The sequence below is a fragment of the Streptomyces sp. BE20 genome (assembly GCF_036322525.1).
Taxonomy (GTDB): Bacteria; Actinomycetota; Actinomycetes; order Streptomycetales; family Streptomycetaceae; genus Kitasatospora.
Genome location: NZ_JAQYWW010000852.1, coordinates 1 through 312, shown reverse-complemented (window position 1 = coordinate 312; position 312 = coordinate 1). Strand labels below are relative to the sequence as shown.

Below are 312 nucleotides of genomic sequence, written 5' to 3'. Positions count from 1 at the left end.
GCTTTGAGGAGCAGGGTGTGCGGGTGCGGCGCGTCCCGGTGGACTACGCCTCCCACACGTCCCACGTCGAGTCGATCGAGGAGGAACTCGCCGAGCTCCTGGCCGCGGTGAGGCCCCGTCCCGCCGCGATCCCGTTCCTGTCGACGGTGGAGGGCCGGTGGTTGGAGGGTCCTGAGCTGGACGGCGGGTACTGGTACCGCAACCGGCGGCAGACCGTGCGCTTCGCCGCGGCGGTGGACACGCTCGCCGCGGAGGGGTTCCGGGCCTTCGTCGAGGTGAGCGCGCCCCCGGTTCTCGTCCACAGCATCGCGG

1 protein-coding gene is annotated in these 312 nt (G+C 72.4%); it reads left to right on the top strand.

The window, feature by feature from the left end; translation table 11 throughout:
• Positions 1 to 17 precede the first annotated feature (17 nt).
• Positions 18 to 312 (top strand): acyltransferase domain-containing protein (locus PUR61_RS18350; RefSeq protein ID WP_329879983.1); only part of this gene is annotated, 295 nt, incomplete at its 3' end.